The sequence below is a fragment of the Anaerovorax odorimutans genome, assembly GCF_024459955.1.
GTDB classification, from domain to species: Bacteria; Bacillota; Clostridia; order Peptostreptococcales; family Anaerovoracaceae; genus Hominibacterium; species Hominibacterium odorimutans_A.
Window position 1 is genome coordinate 49,626 of record NZ_JANFXK010000012.1, and the last position, 18,548, is coordinate 68,173.

Here is an 18,548-nt window from a genome sequence, read left to right on the forward strand (position 1 = left end):
TTGGCGAAAGAACTGCAAAAAGAAAAGATGACCGAAAAAAACCGAGCGGAATTATATAAAAAACTTCCGGGCGCATTGATTCCCTGGTATAGGGAAAACGCACGGGATCTCCCTTGGAGAAAGGACAGAGAGCCATATCATATCTGGCTCTCTGAAATTATGTTGCAGCAAACCAGAGTGGAAGCGGTAAAGGAGTATTACCGCCGTTTTCTGGACAAGCTGCCGACCATTGAGTCGCTGGCTCAAAGCGATGAGGACCAGCTGATGAAACTTTGGGAAGGGCTGGGCTATTATAATCGAGCCAGAAACCTTCAAAAAGCCGCCAGAATCATCACCTTTGAAAATAATGGCGTATTTCCTTCCGAATACAGTGAGATAATAAGACTGCCGGGAATCGGCGAGTATACTGCGGGGGCGATCGCGTCCAATTGTTTTGGTGAACCGGTGGCCGCCGTGGATGGGAATGTGCTCAGAGTTATTTCCAGAATCACGGAAATGTATGACGACATCCTAAAGCCGGCCACAAAACGCTATGTAAAAACCGAGCTGGAAAAAGTTTATCCGAAAGAAGACTGCGGCGACTTTACCCAGAGCCTGATGGAACTGGGTGCTACTGTCTGTGTGCCCGCAGGAAGCCCCAAATGCCAGCTCTGTCCGGCAGAGAAATTTTGTCTGGCTCACCGAAGCGGTACCGAAGGGCAGCTTCCGGTTAAAGAAAAAAAGAAGCCGAGACGTATTGAAGAGCGGACCGTGTTCGTCCTGTGCTGCGAAGGGAAAATCGCAATTCGCCAGAGAAAGCACGCAGGACTTCTTGCCGGAATGTGGGAATTTCCCAATATTGCCGGAAAACTGACCGCCCCGGAGGCAGCAGCTGTTGCCGGAGACTGGGGATGCCGCCTGGCTGAACTGGAAAAAGAAACCTTCCGCAAACACATATTCAGCCATGTGGAATGGCATATGTCCTGTTTTTATTTTCGATGCGAGGAAACCCCCGCGGATTTTTATTGGGCGGAAAAGGAGGCGCTGAACGGACGAATCGCATTGCCTACGGCCTTTCGCCAGTTCTTACCGGAAAAAGTGTAAAGACTACCTTAACAATGCTTAAATTTCCAAATTTGTGGTATAAAAGAACATAAGTTTATGTTATAATGTGGGCGATTCAATAAAAGAATATTTACGAGGGGGAAAACATGGTAGAAACAAATTCAGAATTAAGAAGAATCAATAGAATGCAGCAGCAGCAGAAAAAAAAGAGGCTTCATAAGATCCTTGCTGTTCTTTTGATCGTTGTGTGTGTGATTGCGGCAGTTGTTATCGTAGCGGCCCTCTTTTCGGGGGACAGCTATAAAGATGAAAAGAGCTTCAAAGCGTATGCGTCATCCTTTTTCAAGGAGATAGACGAGACGAAAGACGTAGGCTCCTCAAAGGAACTTGTAGAATACGGCGCACCCCTTTCCACTGCGATGGAATACCCGGTTGTTGGTCAGGAAGTGACCGATACGTATATTGACGGCATTGTGAAAGAAATGCGCACGAAGTTTGCCGATGCCCATAAAAAGGCTACAGATAAAGACAAGATCGCCATGCTTATGGATTATGACACCTACAAATCCGATATGGGTTCCGTGGGGGTTGTATTTTCCCAGGAGCAGAGAGCGGAAAAAGAACGGAAGATGGAAACCGTGTCCTCCGATGTTTATACTTATAACTTTTCCTCCGAAAACGGCCGGCCGCTGACTGCGATCCAGATTTTCAATCCGGGATACCGAACTTTTTGTTCGCAGTATATGACGAAATATTTTAAGGACAAATATTCAGACAAACTGGTCAAGGGTTATGAAAAAGCACTGGCTGACTCGGAAGAGAACTTTAACAAATTCGTTCTTACAAAAAAAGGCGTAAAGTTTTACTTTGACGCAGGAACCGTGCTGAACGCTGATGAAGGTACCGTATCTGCGCAAATCAGCTATAAGGATCTAAAAGGCACGATCAGAGATCAGATTGCTACCCGCGCCATCGATCCTTCCAAGCCGATGGTAGCGCTTACCTACGATGACGGCCCGCTACCGGCCACCAGCAATCGTATTCTGGATTGCCTTGAGAAATACGGAGTCGTTGCCACCTTCTTTGAACTGGGACAGAACGTGTCCATATATCCGGAAGTGGTTAAGCGGGAAGCTGAGCTGGGCATGGAGATCGGCAGTCACAGCTGGTCCCATCCGAACCTGAAAAAGCTTTCCGATAAGAAGGTGAAAAGTCAGATAGATAAGACCAACAATGCGCTGAAAAAGGCTTGCGGACAGCCGTCCTCAGTTTTCAGACCGCCATATGGGAACAGCAGCAAGGCTGTGGAGAAATATGCCAACGCGCCTGTTGTACTCTGGTCCGTGGACACGCTGGACTGGAAAAGCCGGAAAGCCAAAAGTGTTATAAAAGTTGTAAAAGGCGTCAAGAATCTGGATGGAAGGGTGATTCTCATGCACTCCATCTATAAATCTACCGCCGAAGCGACGGAAAAGCTGGTTCCATGGCTTTTGGACAGCGGCTATCAGCTGGTAACCGTCAGTGAGCTTTTGCAATATAAATATAATGAAACTCCGAAAAACGGAAAGTTGTACGGATACGGATATTTTTACACGAATAAATAGGGCCTGCGAATACAGTAAAATCGGATGATAGGAAAATGCCGCAGATGAGCTCAGATGCGGCTTTTTCAGTTTTTCTGGCGGAATAAAACGATGTAAGAAAGTCTTAAGAAAGAATTAAACGAATAAAACTTGACAGTGTATTACAAATAGTAGTACACTTGGATAAACAGAGAAGTAGTGTGCTCTGATAATTGTGTGAATGTAGATAAGTTGAAGGGAAGTGAAGCAAGATGAATATTTTAAATCGTTTACATTCCTATGCCCGGAATCATGGGCAGGACATAGCTATCCGATCAGGAGACAGCTTTTTCACTTATGCGCAGCTGGATGACCTTTCCGGCCGCCTTGCCAACTATATTGAAGAACGCTGCGGAGGCAACAAAGCCCCTGTAGTTGTATATGGCCACAAGGGGATTTATATGATCCTCTGTTTTCTTGCGTCCGTAAAATCGGGCAGAGCATATTGTCCGCTGGATATTTCTATTCCCGATACGAGAGTGGAGGATACCATCAGCGCGGCCCGGCCATCGGTGATCTTCGCGCTGGAGGAAATGACCGCCGACGTGAAAGGAGCGATTTCTTTAGAGGAGACAAAAGAAATCATTGAGAAAACAAAGGAGCCGATTGACGAAAGTCATTATGTGAGCGGCGATGATGTTTTCTATATTATTTTCACCTCCGGCAGTACCGGAACACCAAAGGGAGTACAGATCACAGCCGACAATCTCAACCATTACCTGGAATGGTCGGTAGGGCTGGGAACCCGTCCTGAGGACAAGTTGGGAAAAGTCTTTCTCAATCAGGCGCCGTTCTCCTTTGATCTTTCGGTAATGGACGTTTATACGTGCCTGGCCAGCAGAGGAACGCTCTACCTGCTGGACAAGGAAGTACAGCTGGATTTCAAGCGGCTGATTCCCGCTCTTCAGGAATCGGGAGCCGCCGTATGGGTGTCCACGCCTTCCTTTGCCGATATGTGTATGGCGGATAAGAGCTTTTCGGCGGAGCTGATGCCAAAGCTGGAGACATTCCTCTTCTGCGGAGAGACGCTGACCAATACAACGGCGTTAAAGCTGATGGAACGTTTTCCGGATGCTGTTATCATGAATACCTACGGCCCCACCGAGTCCACGGTGGCCGTTACGGAGATACAGGTGACAAAAGAACTGGCGGAGACTGTTCAGCCGCTGCCGGTGGGAGTGCCCAAGCCGGGAACCTTTTTCGAGATCCACCAGGAGGACGGAAGTCTGGCGCCTGCCGGAGAATCGGGAGAGATCATCATTGTGGGAGATACGGTCAGCGCCGGATATTTCGGCAGAGAAGATCTGACGAGAAAGGCCTTTTTCGACTGTATGAAAGACGGAAGGAATCATCGCGCTTATCGGACCGGGGACAAAGGCTATCTGGATGATGAAGGCAATCTCCACTATCAGGGACGGATTGATCTGCAGATCAAGCTCAACGGATACCGGATCGAGATCGAAGATATTGAAAAGAACATTGTCCGTCTGGAAGAGATTTCTCATGCGGTAGTGGTGCCCAATATAAAAGAGGGTAAAGTAAAAAGCCTGACGGCTTTTGTGACAGGCTGCACAAAGCCGGAGAGCGGTTTTAAATTTTCAAAGGAAATGAAAGAACGGCTCAGGGCATTCCTGCCGGCCTATATGATTCCAAAGAAAATCGTTCACATGGAAAACCTGCCGATGAACAATAACGGCAAGGTGGACCGCAAACAGCTGGGAGGACTTGCATAATGAGCTTCTTTGGAAGTATACAGTTTTTTCTATTGATGATTTTGCTTTTTATACCTGCCGCGGTTCTGGGACTTAGGGGTAAGTCCCTCCGCGGTTACAGGACGGCGGCATCGGTGCTGATGATCGGACTTGTGATGTGGCCTAATAAAGAGCAGCTTTTGTATCTGATCGCCTTCTATGTTCTGGAGTTTGTCCTGGTAAAGGCCTATCTGAAACTGAGACTGGCCCAGGCGGATCACAGAAGCGCGGCGATCTATCGGATATTCCTTTTTATCAGTATTCTGCCCCTCATCCTCTGTAAGATTTCAGAGGTGTCGGGCGGATTTGCGCTCGGACTGTTTCAGTTCCTGGGAATATCCTATCTGACCTTCCGGGTGGCCCAAATGATTATCGAAATCTACGACGGGATCATCAAGGAAGTCAGATGGCTGGACTTTACCGACTTTCTGCTGCTTTTCACGACGTTCAGCAGCGGCCCCATCGACCGCAGCAGACGCTACATAAAGGATGGGGAGACCCGTTATACCAGAGATGCGTATCTGGAGCTTCTGGGAGACGGGCTGCTAAAGATCTTAATAGGGGTTATTTATAAATTTATTCTGGCGACATTGGTCCATAAGGGTGTGGCATTTTTCGAGGATCCGCAGAGCTTTCTGGAATTCGCGGGCTACAGCTATTGCTACGGAATCTATATGTTCTTCGACTTCGCGGGCTACAGCGCGATGGCCATAGGCGCCAGCTATATACTGGGAATCAAAGTACCGGAAAACTTCAACAAGCCTTTTATCAGTATTGATATGAAGGATTTTTGGAACAGATGGCACATGACGCTCTCTTTCTGGTTCCGGGACTTTATTTTTTCCCGATTCATGATGCTGGCCATAAAGGGGAAATGGTTCGCATCAAGGCTGACCGGCGCTTCTGTCGGTTTTATAATCAACATGTTTGTTATGGGGGCCTGGCATGGGCTTGCCGTAAACTATATATTATACGGACTGTATCACGGCGTACTTTTGGCATTGACGGAGATCTACCAGAAAAAGTCCGGATTTTATAAAAAGAACAAAAAGAAAACCTGGTACAAAACAATATCCTGGTTTGTCACGTTAAATATGGTAATGTTTGGCTTTCTCCTGTTTTCAGGGGAACTAATTTAGAAATTGAGGTGTGTTGAAATGGAAGAAAAAGTGTTGGATCTGTTGGAAGAAATTTGCGAGGACGATGTAGTTAGAGAAGATCTGGATATCAATCTCTTTGAGGAAGATCTTATGGATTCTCTGGCCTTTACGGAGCTTTTAGTGGGGATTGAAGAAAACTTCGGAATCGTGATTTCACCCTCAGAAGTAGAAAGAAGCGATGTGGAAACGCCTAATAAGATCATTGCGCTGATTAAAGCAAGGAGCTAGTCCTGTGAAAAAGGTAACCGCATTTTTTATTGCACTGGTCTTATTCTTGGGAACAGCCTGCGGGATCCACTTTTTTGTTGATAAAAATATTAAATTTGATCCCCACTCCTTTGGAGCCTGGATCAATCAGCATAAATTTTTTGCCGGAGATGAGATTAAGACGAACATTGATGACAATACCATCGTTGTACTGGGGTCATCGGAGTTTCGCCATGGGACATCTATGTCCACGCATCCGGTCAATTTGTTTAAGAACAATTCCATGCATATGATGATGGTGGGAGCGGGGTACTATCAGTCTCTGTTCCATTCCGTGGAACTGGCCGCTATTGAAGACGGCATCAAAAACAAAAAGGTAGTGCTGATCTTATCCCCCCAGTGGTTTAAAAAGAAAGGTGTGCTGGCTCCTGCGTATGCTTCGCGTTTTTCCGAAGATAATTTTATCGCTATGCTGCAGAACAAGCATATCTCCAAAGAGACCAAGGAGTACATTATAAAGCGCAGTAAAAAGCTGCTGCGAGGAGACCCGCCGACAAAGGATCGGGTTGAAAAATACGAACGAATTTTTATGACGGGCACTGCCTCTCTGTCGGACAGGCAGTACGTACACTTTTACAGGAAGTTTCTTGCGGAAAAAAGCAAACTCAGCATATATGCCGCAGCAAAGGTTAAGGGTGTTAAAGACTACGATCCATCCAAAACATACAGTACAGAGGAACCTGACTGGCAGAAATACGCAGTAAAGGCCGAAGCTGAGGGAAGGGAAGCAGTAGAGGACAATCCCTTTTACGTGGATAACCGGATCTATAAGAGGGAGTTTCTTCCCGAATTGAAAAAAAAGAAGGATTCAGCAATCCATTCCTCCTACGCCAAGTCACGGGAATACAATGATTTGCGGTGTTTCCTCCGGGTCTGTCAGGAAACGGGCATCGAGCCTATGCTGGTCCTGCAGCCGGTAAACGGCTACTGGTATGACCATCTGGGCTTTCCAAAAGAAGAGCGGCAGATCTATTATCAGAAGATCCGGGATCTGGCGGGTGAATTCGGCGTACAGGTGGCGGACTTCAGTAAAGAAGAATATACCCCGTATTATTTTATCGACAAGGTCCATTTAGGATGGAAAGGATGGCTTGACGTAAATGAAAGTATTTACAAATTTGCGACAAAAAATGAAAAACAGTAAGGTGTGGGCCTATGGTAAATATGTGTTGCTCTTTTATGTATTGATGATGGTCATTTACGGCTATTTCATGATGGCTAACCTGTCAACCGCGCCTAAATTTATTTACGCACAATTTTAAATATTGGCTGCAATATGAAAGACCGCTTGTGAAAAGCGGTCTTTTGCTGTTTTTTGTTGCGTTTTTGCCATAAATGGCATCTTAAGTAATAAGGAAATGTAAAAGCTATGGTATAATGGATTAATCGTTATTTTAGAATTATATCATAGGTGGAAATATGAATCCTAAAAAGAAAAGACGCTTATTTGACACTAAGATAGAACCCGAATATCAACGAGTTTTTACTTTTATATACGCACGGTTGGATCGGGACAGAGAACTGGCAATGGATATTACGCAGGATACGATGGAACTGGCCTGGAACCGGATTGAGCAGCTGAAGAATATAGAATCCGCACGCGCATGGCTGATGCAAATTGCCATGAATGAAATACGCAAATACTTTCGTGCGCAGAATGCGCAGAAACGGAATTTGTTCCATGAGGAAAGCTATGATCTGCAGGAATTTGAAATCTCTGAAAATCCCGAACAGATAGAAGCCGATGTGCTGGAAACAATCATCGCCAGGGAGGACAGAAAAATAATGATGGAGGCATTCAAACGAGTGCGGGAAAAGTATAGAATTTTATTAGACCTCAGGCTGATTCAGGATCTGAAATTTTCACAAATTGCGATCATTATGCAGATGGAAGAGGGCACGGCAAGGGTTTACTATGGCAGAGCGGTGAAGATGCTGGATAAAGAATATCGCCAGATAGTAGGGGAGGGTGACAAATGAAAAAAGAAAAGCCAACCTATACACATGAGGAACGTGTTGAGTTTGTACAGAAAGCCGCAGAGGAGGACTATAAAGAAGAAATTGGCGAGCTTCCCCCTTTGAACCGGGATTTCATGAAAAGCGATCAGGATATGAGGAAAAAGCCAAACCGCGCAAAGCGTTACGCGGCCATTGCCGCGGCCGTCGTTCTTGTTTTTCTGGTGGGTAGTATGATTTCCGCAATAACATCAAATGATGAGGCATATGGAGACAAAGGACTGCTGCACAGGCTCTACAAGTCGATCCAGGGCCTTGGCACAGATAAACAAGATGAATTAACAGAAAACGTAGTGCTGGATGAACTCCAAATAAGCAGCATGGACGATATTGATGCGGCCATAAATTTTGCGGATGGTGTTTTATACGTTCCGGAATATATTCCAAGTGGGTACAAGCTGGTTTCGCTGTCGATGGAATCTTATAGCCTGGGAGATTTTATCGCAAAGTATAAATTTACAAACGATAAGGATGCAGAATCGTTAGGCATCACGGAAATGTATTCCCCAGTGGGTGGACAGGTTAGCTGTTCTGGAGATGGGGAACTAATCAAGCTGAAAGACCGCGCAATCTATCTTCAAGAGGGCGATGAAAAAGGAATCCTCTATGCTACTGTATACACGGAGGACAGTATGACGCAGATTGATGGGAAACTCTCACGTGAGGAAATCCTCAAAGTGGCGAAAAATTTGAAAAAAACTCCCTGAATTTCAGGGAGTTTTTCAGGGAGAATCTTCGCCGACAACTTGAAGTGAAGATAGTATGCTTTTATAAACGGCATCCTCGCAGCAATCCGGACAAATTTATAAGATTTCTTTACAGTGCTTTTTCAATACATCGAAGGTTTCATCGCTGATGTGGTGTTCGATCTTGCAGGCGTCCGTACGGGCGGTGCTCTCACTGACCCCCAGATGGGTGAGGATCTTAATCAGCGTATTGTGCCGCTCATAGATGGAGTCGGCGATCTTTTTCCCCGGAGGGAGCAGTGAGATATATCCGGCGGAATCCCGTTCAATATATCCGTTTTCCTCTAATTGTTTCATAGCGACACTGACACTGGGTTTTGAAAAGCCCAGCTCATTGACAACATCAATGGAACGTACTTGTCCTTTTTCTTTTTTTATCATCAGTATGGCTTCCAGATAATTCTCTGCTGATTCCTGTATTTTCAATGGATTATCCTCCTTAGACTGTACGAATTCATAAGACAAGTATACCACAAGGGCGGCATAATTAAAACTGATTATTCTACGGCCATTTCCAAAGCCAGCTGCATCATATCAGTAAAGGATTTTTCCCGTTCTTCGGTGGTAGAACGTTCCCCTGTGACAAAGTGGTCGCTGATGGTCATCATGGCTAAAGCGTTGACACGATTGTAGGCGGCATTCATATAGAGGGCCGCGGCCTCCATTTCTACAGCCAGAATTCCCATTTCCGCCCATTTCTTCCACCAGTCGCCGAACTCATAGAACACATCACAGGAAACAATATTTCCGGCTTTAAAAGGAATGTTCAGGGCCTCCGATGCGTCACGGGCCTTGGACAAGAGCTCATAGCTGGCGCATGGGGCGTAGTTGCCGGGCACGTTGAATGCGTGAATATAATTGGAATCCGTAGACGCTCCCACTCCGATAACCAGATCTTTAATTTTCACATCCTCGTGGAAGGAACCGGCCGTTCCGATGCGAATTAAATTCTGAACATGGTACTCTGTAATCAGCTCCCAGGAATAAATGCCCATGGACGGCATGCCCATGCCCGTTCCCTGAACAGATACAGGAACGCCTTTGTAGGTGCCGGTATATCCCAGCATTCCGCGAATCTCATTGTAAAGCTTGGGGCTATCGAGAAAATTTTCCGCAATGAATTTTGCCCGCAGAGGATCACCGGGAAGCAGAATCGTTTCTGCAATATCGCCTTTGTTGGCAGCGTTAATATGTGTACTCATAATATTTATCCTTTCCATATATCTTAATAATCTCTATCATACATCAAACAGGCGAGTTCTTTCAAGCTTTTCTCGGCGTTGTCCTGACTCTGGCAACAATTCTCTTGCGTTCATTGAACAAACTGCTCTAACCAGCGAGCCCCATCGAGGCCTTTTTTTGCGATATGCATATTTGCTCAACAACGAGGGCATTTCGACTTTATTGTTGAGGTATTTCCAAGGTTTGCGGTCTCTGCTCCTGTTCAAATCTGCATATTGATCGAGATTTTATACTCGCATGCTCTGTATCCTTGAAAAAAGGTCAACAACAACTTAGTTTTTCGCTGCGTGTTGATAAAAATAGCAATTTGCCTTTTTACCTATTGATATTTTGGGGTTGGAGCCCAATAACACCCCCCTTGCAATTCTCTGATCCGAATTGTATACTGAACGGAGGTAGGAAATTGAGAAAAAGAAACTAAAAATTTGAATTTATTGGATTGATTTTTATTTGCAGAAACAGTGGAGGATCTGGAGATTTTACAGGATACATCGCAGGAAGTTGCTGAAAATTCTGTCAGCAGTAAAATCCTGAGGATGCAAAGAAAAATCGAAAAAATCCGATCCAGTGAAGAGATTGGGGTGAAATATATGAACGAATATGAAGAAAGGGTGTTGGAACAGCAGGAAGCCCGCCAAGAAGAACGGAAAAAGATAGCGGTCAAATTGAAAGCGAAAAAGATACCATTAAAGGAAATTGCAGAGATTACTGGTCTGGACATTAAAGAAATCAAAGAACTGTGAACAGTAAAGCAGCAAATTAAAAAAGAGACAAGGGCAAAACGATTATGTTCCCCGTGTCTCTTTTCCATTATACGCTTTTACACTGTGGTTTTGCGTCTTGCAAAAATCAGTGCCGTGCCTACTGCGAAGATTGCGGCGAAGGAAATCCAACCAAAACCGAAGTCCGACAAGGGCAGGTGGGTGACAAATCTCAGCGGCACGCCCCATCCGTAGAGTATTTCGCAGAGACTGCCCAGTGTGGCTCCGATCACCGCGCCGCGTATGACGTAATCGTTGGAAAACCGTTTGGCGAAAAAGGACAGCACAATCAGGGTGAGCGCTCCCGGATAAATCAAGTTCAAAACAGGCTGGGCGATGGCGACGATCTGGTCGATTCCGAAGTTTGCGACAAAAGCGCTGAACAGGCAAATCACCACAGTAAGAGCCTTGTATCCCAGTCTGCCATTTGAAAGCTGAGAAAAATAATCGGCGCTGGCGCTGACTAAAGCGGCAGCCGTAGTGATGCAGGCCAGAGTTACGACGATTCCCAGAACAACGACGCCGAACTGCCCCATCAGGCTGTGGATGATATCTACAATCAGCTGAGAACGGTTGACATCCGGACCGTAAAGCGTGGATGCGGTGGCGCCCAGAAAGGTCAGGCCGCAATAGATCACAAGAAGCCCTGCGGCAGCGATCAGACTGGAATTGCAGACGACCTTATATTTGATTTGGGTATCGGTATAGCCTTTTTCCATGACCGTTTTGACAATGATAATCCCAAAGGCCAGAGCTGCCAGCACGTCCATGGTCTGATAACCGGAATTTACCCCTTCGACAACCACATTATCCAGCTGGGGCTCACTGGCAATGGGACCGATCGGCGTGATAATCCCCTTAATAATCAGCAGGATGAGGCCGATGAACAGAGCCGGGGTGAGAAACTTGCCGATGATATCAATTACCGAAGACTCCCGGATTGTCAGCAGCAGGATGACGGCGAAAAAGATCGCGATGGGCAGTTTTGAACCGATATCCCCAAAAACAGGAGTCACAAACATTTCATAGGTTGTGGCACCGGTACGAGGAATGGCAATCAGAGGCCCGATGCAGAGAATCATGGCGGCAAACATCAGGGTTCCCGGTATCTTGCCGATGTGCCCGGTAACGTCCTCCACCTCACCGCCGCTCTTGATGAGAGCAAATATAGCCAGCACGGACAGCCCGATATCCGCCAGATAATAGCAGATAAAGCCGAGAAACCAATCGCTTCCCGCGCCCATGCCTAGATAAGGCGGAAAAATAATGTTTCCCGCGCCGAAAAACATGGAAAAAAGAGCAAACCCTACGACCAGCTGGTCGCTGAACCGTTTTTTCATAATATTGAAGATCCTTTCCGAAAACGATATATAAAATCTTAGTATGTGCATTGTTGCATGTCTTTAACTAAATTACGGTAACATATAAGGCGGGGAAAATCAATGCCGATGTCATAAAATCTGCCGCTATTTATTTGCTTTCCCAAAAGAAAAATGATATATTTGTATGAACTCGGCGAAACTAGACTTATGTGCCGGGTTTTTCAAAAAGGCAGACGAGAGGAGACAAAAATTATGACAGAAGAATTGTATCAGGTGCGGGAGATCGAAAGTTTGAAAGACATGATTCGCACGGGAGCAGATTTATATAAGGAAGCACCGGCTTTTCTCATAAAGACGCAGAAAGGCGGAAAGTATCATGAGGTCACACATAGAAAGCTGGAAAAAGATATGAACGCCCTGGGCAGCCGGCTGGTGGACCTGGGCCTCTCCGGAGAGAGAATCGCGATTATCGGGGAAAATTCCTATGAATGGATACTGTCTTATTTTGCTGTGGTCAATGGCGTGGGGACCGCTGTGCCGCTGGATAAAGAACTGAGCCAAAAGGAGATCGCCAATCTGGTCAGCGTAGCCGGCTGCAAAGCTATCTTTTTTTCTTCATCTTACGAAAAATATGTAAAAGATCTGGATATTCCGGTGAAGCTGAAATTTGAGCTGTACCGAAATGAAGACGTGCCCTTTGACGAAATGGACATGGCCAGCCTGCTCTTCGAAGGAAGAAAGCTTTTGTCGAGGGGAGACAGGCGCTACCTGGACGCAGAGGTGAATCCCAAGGAAGCACGCATCATGCTCTTTACCTCAGGAACCACCGGAGTGCCGAAAGCAGTAATGCTTTCTCACCATAATATTGTATCCAACATTATGAATGTCAGCAGAATTGTGCAGATTCGCCCCGACGACAGGACGCTTTCCATTCTGCCGATCCACCATACTTTTGAATCTACGGTGGACATCATGACCGTTCTTTATCAGGGCGGATCGATTGCCTTTTTTGAAGGGCTCAAGCATGTGACGAAAAACATGATAGAAGCCCGCGCCAGCATATTGGTGGGAGTTCCGCTGATTTTCGAATCCATCTACGCCAAGCTGTGGAAACAGGCGGAAAAAACCAAACGTGTCAAAGCGCTGAAGGCTGCGATCAAACTCAACCGTTCGCTGCAGAAGCTGGGCGTGGACAAGAGACAGAAACTGTTTCGGGATATCTACGACAATTTCGGTGGCCGGCTGCGAATGATTATAACCGGAGCCGCGGGAATCGATCCCAAGGTCCTCAGAGGTTTTCACGATCTAGGCCTGGAAGTGGCGCAGGGCTACGGCCTGACGGAAACAGCCCCAATCATTGCGGGAACGCCGGACGGAGAGCGCAAATATAAAAAGACCGGCTCCGTGGGAAAAGTGATCCCGCAGGGCGAGGTGAAAATCATCGATGCCAATGAGGAAGGAATCGGCGAAATCGTTTATCGGGGCCCCAATGTTATGCTGGGATATTACGGCATGCCTGAAGAAACGGCCGAGGTCATGGAAGACGGATGGTTTCATACCGGAGATCTGGGTTTCATGGACCCGGAAGGCTGGCTGTATATCACCGGCAGGAAGAAAAACGTTATTGTAACCAAAACAGGGAAGAACATCTACCCGGAAGAACTGGAGCAGCTTGTGGGTGAGATCCGTTACGTACAGGAGTGCATGGTTTACGGTCTGGATGGCGTTGAGACCGGGGATGGAACCACGGTAGCCGTACAGGTGCGGCCGGACTATGATGCGATCAAAGAAGCGTTCCCCGGCGGAATGGACGATGAGGATGTCTATAAGCTGATTAAAGGCATCATTTCAGAGATGAATCAAAAACTGCCCAATTATAAACGAATCCGCCACGTCGTGATTCGGGATACGGAATTTATAAAAACCACGACCCATAAAATCAAAAGACAGGATAACCTGTAGCATACATCGGCGGAGGTTGCTTCCGGGGCCGGGAGATTCCCCGGCCGCCAAGGCATCTGTCAGCAGGCTCAGATCTGAAAAAGGATTTTCAGGCCGCTGGCATCGAGTACAGTTTGGGCTCCCAGGGGTACGGTGATCTGAGGATCGATATGGCCTGCCCGGAAATTGGAGATGACAGGCTTGCGCCAGGGCAATATAGTTTCATTGAATATATCGGAAAGACTTAAAGAGCTTTCGGCAGTACGGGCGCGATCAAAACCCCCGTTTACCGGAGGCTCTTCGCATTGGGTGAAAGTGCCCAGCAGGACCCCGGCGCAGTCGCGGAATTTTCCTGCCAGAGAAAGAGCCGTAAGGGCCCGGTCCAGCCGGTAAGGACGTTCGCCCACATCTTCAATAAAAAGAATTCGCCCCCTGGTATCCACTTCGTAGGGAGACCCCAGCGTTCCCAATATCACAGAGAGGTTGCCACCGACAATCATGCCGCTGGCTTTTCCGGGGTATAAGCTCTGCAGATCCTGTCCCGGAGGATTGACTGCAAGCTCCCGGGTGCTGCCCGAAAACAAGTGCTTTTTCAGGTTTTCCATAGAAAAAGGATCCAGACTGTCGTAGCCGGCTCCGGGCATGGGGCCGTGGAATGTAATAAGGCCGCAGATCTGATTAAAGGCCAGATGAAGGGCCGTGACATCGCTGAATCCTACGAATATTTTGGGATTTTTTCTTATAAGCGAAAAATCCAGGAGGGGCAGCAGCCTGGCAGAGCCATAGCCGCCTCTGATGCAGAAAATTCCTCTGATGGAGGGATCGGAGAAAGCCCGGTTAATATCATCGGCCCGCACCTGATCGGGGCCGGACAGATAACCGCGGCAAAGGGTGCAGCTGTTCATGATTACTGGTTTCAGGCCCAGAAAACGGATTGAGGTCTCCGCTCGCCTGACAGCCTCCTCAGAAGCCGGCGAGGACGGGGCGGTGACGGCTACCCGATCGCCTTTTTTTAACGGATGTGGTCTGGTCAGCATGGTTTCATACTCCTTTTTCTTAATATTTCTAATTATATTTTTTTGTGGTGGAAAATAGAAGAAGGGAGTAGTATAATAGTCAAGATATACTGAAATGAGGTGATAGAATGGAACAAGACAGAAAATTTATTTACGAAGAATATATTGATGTGACAGAAGACGGAGACGGTGCGCTCCAGTCTATCGAATTCAAAAATTACGATAAATTCAACTTTGCTTTTGATATTGTGGATAAGCTGGCCCAGCAGCAGCCGGACAAGCTGGCTATGCTGCATATTGCTAAAAACAAGAGAAAACGTGAGCTTACCTTTGAGGATATGAGCAAGTATTCCTCCAAAGCGGCGGCATATTTCCAGTCTCTGGGCATAAGAAAAGGGGACCGGGTCATGCTGGTGCTCAAGCGTCATTATCAGTTCTGGTTCGCGATCCTTGGACTTCACAAACTGGGCGCCGTAGCGATTCCGGCCACCAATCTGATGAAGCAGCACGACTTTGAATACCGCTTTGAAGCGGCAGGGGTCAAAGCAATCGTCTGCACGGCAGACGACAATGTGGCTTACCAGGTAGAGCTGGCTTTGGAAAATACTTCCAGCGACATAATCAAGATCATTGTCAGAGGCAAGAGAGACGGATGGGATTCCTTTGACAGGGGAATCCAGCAGTTCGACGATCCTTTTGTTCCGGAGGAGTACGCAGGGGGAGACGATCCCTCCATCATGTTCTTTACTTCCGGCACTACCGGCTATCCGAAAATCGCCACGCATACTTTTAAATATCCCCTGGGACATTTCATAACCGCCAAGTATTGGCATCAGGTGGATCCGGACGGAATTCACTTTACCATTTCCGACACGGGATGGGGCAAGGCCCTCTGGGGCAAGCTATACGGCCAGTGGCTTTGTGAAGCCCCGGTGTTTACCTACGACATGGACAGCTTTGATGCCGGAGAAATCATGGACATGATCGGCAGATACAAGATTACGACTTTCTGCGCGCCTCCGACCGTTTACCGTATGATGATTAAAAAGGATTTTTCCAAATACGATTTCAGCGCCTTAAAACACGCCACCACAGCCGGAGAAGCTCTTAACGCGGAGGTATTCAACCAGTTTAAAAGCGTGACCGGCCTGTCGCTGCACGAGGGCTTTGGGCAGACGGAAATGACTCTGGCCATCGGAACGCTCAAAGGAACTGAGCCAAAAGCCGGTTCCATGGGAAAACCGACCCCGATGTACGATATTGATCTTTTGGGAGAGGACGGAAAACCCGCAAAGACGGGAGAAACAGGCGAGATCGTGGTCCGCACCAAGAACGGAGCGCCCGTCGGACTGTTCGACGGCTATTACAGAAGCGAAGAAATGACCCGTCAGGCCTGGCACGATGGGATTTATCACACAGGCGACACGGCCTGGAGAGATGAGGACGGATATTTCTGGTATGTGGGGCGCGACGACGATGTGATTAAGTCCGCAGGCTATCGAATCGGACCTTTTGAAATCGAAAGCGTCCTGATGGAGCTGCCTTATGTGCTGGAATGCGGTGTTACTTCCGTACACGCGAAGATCCGCGGACAGGTCATCAAAGCCTGCATCGTGCTGATTGACGGTGTGGAAGGCACGGATGATCTGAAAAAAGAAATTCAGCGCTATGCCAGAAAGAAAATGGCCAGCTACAAATATCCGAGGATCATCGAATTCTGGGAAGAGCTGCCGAAAACCATCAGCGGAAAAATACAGCATAATAAACTTTAGAGGAAATCATGGTTTTACTTACATGTGAACATATTAAAAAAAGCTATACGGAAAAACCCCTGCTTACGGATATTAACCTAACCATTCAGGATACGGACAAAATTGGTTTTGTCGGCGTAAACGGCACAGGAAAGTCTACGCTTTTGAAGATCGTTTCCGGCGTTTTGGAACCGGAAGGCGGGAGCATGATACGATCCAGAGAGCTGAAGATCGGCTATCTGCCGCAGAATCCCGATTATGACGGAGGACTGACGATTCTGGAGCAGGCGGTTCTTTACGTGCGCAGGGCCGAGGAAAAAAACGGACAGGGGCGGACGAAGACGGAAGAGTATCAGATCAAGGCGATGCTGGGAAAGCTGGGTATGCAGGACACTGATCTGAGGATGGATACGCTGTCCGGCGGTCAGCGAAAACGAGTTGCCATGGCGGCCGTACTGGCACAGGAAAGCAATCTTTTGATTCTGGATGAACCGACCAACCATATGGACAACGATATCATCGAATGGATGGAAGGGTTTTTAAAAAAATATAAGGGTGCGATCTTTATGATTACCCATGACCGATATTTCCTGGATCGAGTGACCAACCGTATCGCGGAGATCGACCAGGGCGTACTTTACAGCTATGACGGAAATTACGACCGCTATCTGGAAACAAAGGCCGCACGCCAGGAAATGGCTATGGCCTCAGAGCGGAAGAGGGCGGCAATCTATAAAAAAGAGCTGGCCTGGATTCGCAGAGGAGCACAGGCCAGGAGCACCAAAGCCAAGGGACGTATCCAGAGGTTTGAAGAGCTGGAGGCCGCCAGGCTGGTAACGGATGATTCCTCGCTGGAGCTGAGTACGGTCAGCAGCCGGCTGGGGAAAAAGATCATAGAGCTTGAGGAGCTTTCCAAGAGTTACGGGGACAAGGCACTGGTCCGCGGGTTTTCCTATACCGTGCTGCGCAACGACCGTATCGGAATTATCGGTCCCAATGGCTGCGGAAAATCGACTTTGCTGAAAATGATTATGGGACAGGTGACGCCGGATGAAGGCCGTGCGGAAAAGGGCGATACGGTGAAGATCGGCTATTTTTCCCAGGAAAATGAAGCGTTGGATGAAGATAAGCGTATCATCCAATACATCGGAGAGATCGCAGGCAGCGTCCGCACGGAAGAAGGCGTTTTTTCCGCCTCTCAGATGCTGGAACGTTTTCTCTTTCCTCCTCATATGCACAGCGTTAAAGTGGGAGCATTGTCCGGCGGCGAAAAGCGGCGGCTCTATCTGCTGAGCATTCTCATGCAGGCCCCCAATGTGCTGATTTTCGACGAACCGACCAATGATCTGGATATCGAGACCCTTACGATTTTGGAAGACTATCTCGATAGTTTTCCGGGAGCGGTTCTCATCGTCTCCCATGACCGGTACTTTCTGGACCGTCTGGCAGTGAGGACCTTTGTTTTTGAAGGGGAGGGACATATTGCCCATTATCCGGGCGGATATACGGACTATATGCTGCGGGAAAAACCGCAGCAGCAGAAGAGCGAGCCCAGGGCGGACAGGCCCAGGACAAAACCTCAGCCGGAGAAAAAGAAAAAACTGAAATTTTCCTATAAAGAACAGCGGGAATACGAAACCATTGAGGATGATATTTCGGGGCTGGAAGAAAAAATGCGTCAGACCGAAGAAGAGATGGCCAGGAATGCCACCAACTCCGGTGAGCTTTCCCGACTGACAGCGGAGCACCAGCAGCTGGAAGAACAGCTTCTGGAAAAAATGGAACGCTGGGAATATCTCAGTGAGCTGGAGGAGAAGATCAGAAACCAGTAAAGCCGAAATATCGCTGTAACGGATCAGAAGCGTATCGGCGGTGGAGAGCCTGAAAAGAAATTGGAAAATAGCTTGAA

At 47.5% G+C, this 18,548-nt stretch carries 16 protein-coding genes; 12 read left to right on the forward strand and 4 right to left on the reverse strand.

What is annotated here, in order from left to right; translation table 11 throughout:
• The 8 genes from mutY to NE619_RS11345 all read left to right on the forward strand — a co-directional run bounded on the left by mutY (position 1) and on the right by NE619_RS11345 (position 8,567).
• A complete protein-coding gene (gene mutY / locus NE619_RS11310) occupies positions 1 to 1,083 on the forward strand; it encodes an A/G-specific adenine glycosylase (RefSeq protein ID WP_256132527.1) in 1,083 nt (360 codons plus the stop codon).
• Positions 1,084 to 1,190: 107 nt separating this feature from the next.
• Entirely contained in the window at positions 1,191 to 2,648 is a 1,458-nt protein-coding gene (locus tag NE619_RS11315; RefSeq protein WP_256132528.1) for a polysaccharide deacetylase family protein, read from the forward strand.
• 230 nt (positions 2,649 to 2,878) lie between these two features.
• Positions 2,879 to 4,399, forward strand: a complete 1,521-nt coding sequence (gene dltA, locus NE619_RS11320; RefSeq protein WP_256132529.1) for a D-alanine--poly(phosphoribitol) ligase subunit DltA — start codon at positions 2,879 to 2,881, stop codon at positions 4,397 to 4,399.
• Complete coding sequence (gene dltB / locus NE619_RS11325; protein WP_256132530.1) at positions 4,399 to 5,556, forward strand: D-alanyl-lipoteichoic acid biosynthesis protein DltB; 1,158 nt, start codon at positions 4,399 to 4,401, stop codon at positions 5,554 to 5,556. Before dltA ends, dltB begins: the two co-directional genes overlap by 1 nt.
• 18 nt (positions 5,557 to 5,574) lie before the next feature.
• Positions 5,575 to 5,805, forward strand: a complete 231-nt coding sequence (dltC, locus tag NE619_RS11330) for a D-alanine--poly(phosphoribitol) ligase subunit DltC (protein WP_256132531.1) — start codon at positions 5,575 to 5,577, stop codon at positions 5,803 to 5,805.
• A 4-nt stretch (positions 5,806 to 5,809) separates the two neighbouring features.
• Positions 5,810 to 6,988 (forward strand): D-alanyl-lipoteichoic acid biosynthesis protein DltD, encoded by a 1,179-nt coding sequence (gene dltD / locus NE619_RS11335; protein ID WP_256132532.1) that lies wholly within the window; start codon positions 5,810 to 5,812, stop codon positions 6,986 to 6,988.
• Between the two features lie 275 nt (positions 6,989 to 7,263).
• Positions 7,264 to 7,824 (forward strand): RNA polymerase sigma factor, encoded by a 561-nt coding sequence (locus tag NE619_RS11340; RefSeq protein WP_256132533.1) that lies wholly within the window; start codon positions 7,264 to 7,266, stop codon positions 7,822 to 7,824.
• On the forward strand, positions 7,821 to 8,567 hold the full coding sequence (locus tag NE619_RS11345) for a DUF4367 domain-containing protein (RefSeq protein WP_256132534.1): 747 nt from the start codon (positions 7,821 to 7,823) through the stop codon (positions 8,565 to 8,567). Before NE619_RS11340 ends, NE619_RS11345 begins: the two co-directional genes overlap by 4 nt.
• A gap of 96 nt (positions 8,568 to 8,663) precedes the next feature.
• Here NE619_RS11345 and NE619_RS11350 read toward each other — a convergent pair whose 3' ends face one another.
• Positions 8,664 to 9,032, reverse strand: coding sequence for a metal-dependent transcriptional regulator (locus NE619_RS11350; protein WP_256132535.1), 369 nt, complete (start codon positions 9,030 to 9,032; stop codon positions 8,664 to 8,666).
• Between the two features lie 71 nt (positions 9,033 to 9,103).
• Entirely contained in the window at positions 9,104 to 9,808 is a 705-nt protein-coding gene (gene deoD / locus NE619_RS11355; RefSeq protein ID WP_256132536.1) for a purine-nucleoside phosphorylase, read from the reverse strand.
• A gap of 621 nt (positions 9,809 to 10,429) precedes the next feature.
• On the opposite strand from deoD, the gene NE619_RS11360 reads away from it, so the two are divergent.
• The gene (locus NE619_RS11360) at positions 10,430 to 10,591 is read left to right on the forward strand and encodes a hypothetical protein (RefSeq protein ID WP_256132537.1); all 162 of its coding nucleotides are present in this window, start codon (positions 10,430 to 10,432) and stop codon (positions 10,589 to 10,591) included.
• Positions 10,592 to 10,668: 77 nt separating this feature from the next.
• Here the strand turns inward: NE619_RS11360 and brnQ are convergent, their stop codons facing one another.
• Positions 10,669 to 11,949, reverse strand: coding sequence for a branched-chain amino acid transport system II carrier protein (gene brnQ, locus NE619_RS11365; RefSeq protein WP_256132538.1), 1,281 nt, complete (start codon positions 11,947 to 11,949; stop codon positions 10,669 to 10,671).
• Between the two features lie 234 nt (positions 11,950 to 12,183).
• On the opposite strand from brnQ, the gene NE619_RS11370 reads away from it, so the two are divergent.
• Entirely contained in the window at positions 12,184 to 13,893 is a 1,710-nt protein-coding gene (locus NE619_RS11370; protein WP_256132539.1) for an AMP-dependent synthetase/ligase, read from the forward strand.
• Between the two features lie 68 nt (positions 13,894 to 13,961).
• On the opposite strand, the gene NE619_RS11375 is transcribed toward NE619_RS11370, so the two are convergent.
• Positions 13,962 to 14,909, reverse strand: coding sequence for a S66 peptidase family protein (locus tag NE619_RS11375; RefSeq protein WP_256132540.1), 948 nt, complete (start codon positions 14,907 to 14,909; stop codon positions 13,962 to 13,964).
• A gap of 107 nt (positions 14,910 to 15,016) precedes the next feature.
• Here NE619_RS11375 and NE619_RS11380 point away from each other — a divergent pair, with 107 nt between their 5' ends.
• A complete protein-coding gene (locus tag NE619_RS11380; protein WP_256132541.1) occupies positions 15,017 to 16,660 on the forward strand; it encodes an AMP-binding protein in 1,644 nt (547 codons plus the stop codon).
• 8 nt (positions 16,661 to 16,668) lie between these two features.
• Positions 16,669 to 18,471, forward strand: a complete 1,803-nt coding sequence (locus tag NE619_RS11385) for an ABC-F family ATP-binding cassette domain-containing protein (RefSeq protein ID WP_256132542.1) — start codon at positions 16,669 to 16,671, stop codon at positions 18,469 to 18,471.
• The last annotated feature ends 77 nt before the right edge of the window (positions 18,472 to 18,548 follow it).